Origin of the sequence: Sphingomonas endophytica, assembly GCF_001476895.1 — a bacterium.
Lineage (GTDB): Bacteria > Pseudomonadota > Alphaproteobacteria > Sphingomonadales > Sphingomonadaceae > Sphingomonas > Sphingomonas endophytica_A.
The window spans coordinates 1-686 of sequence record NZ_LDTB01000126.1 but is presented as its reverse complement, the minus strand read 5'-3'; the positions used below and the strand labels follow the sequence as shown (position 1 = coordinate 686).

The following is a 686-nucleotide window of genomic DNA, read 5'->3' as shown; positions in this document are numbered from 1 at the left end:
GACGCCGCCGCCGCGCGGCTGATGCTCGCCGGCGCGGTCGTGCAAAGCTATGTCGAGGTGGCGCGTGCCGAACGTCGCGCGGCGATCGCCGCGCGCACGATCAAGGCGCGCGAAGGCTCGCTGTCGCTGGTGCAGGTGCGCGAACGCAGCCAGCTCGCCAGCAGGATCGATGTGACGGCGGCGGGCACCCTGCTCGCCCAGGCGCGGCTCGCACTGGTGCAGGCGCAGGCCGCGCGCGTGCTGGCCACCAATGCGCTGGCCGCACTGGCCGGGCGCGGCAGCGATTATGCCGCCGCGATCCAGCCGACGCGGCTGCGCGCCGACGCCGCGCTGCCGTTGCCCGCTGCCATCCCCGCCGACCTGCTCGCGCGCCGTGCCGATATCGCCGCCGCCGAGGCGCGGGTGACGGCGGCGCAGGCCGGCCGACAGGTCGCGCGCCGTGCCTTCTATCCCAACATCAACCTGACCGCCTTGGTCGGGTTGCAGGCGATCGGCTTCGGCAATTTCGTCGATCTCGATTCCGGGACGGCGGGCGGCGGCGCGGCAATCCATCTGCCGCTGTTCGACGGCGGGCGGCTGCGCGCCGATCTGGCCGGCGCGACCGCCGCGGTCGATGTCGCCACCGCCAGCTATAACGAAGCGGTGGTCGGCGCCGCCCGCGACGTCGCCGACCACCGCTTCGTTAT

Annotated in this window: 1 protein-coding gene; it reads left to right on the top strand. The window is 74.1% G+C overall.

What is annotated here, in order from left to right:
• On the top strand, positions 1-686 hold a 686-nt coding region (locus tag NS334_RS16290), incomplete at both ends, for a TolC family protein (protein ID WP_193753140.1).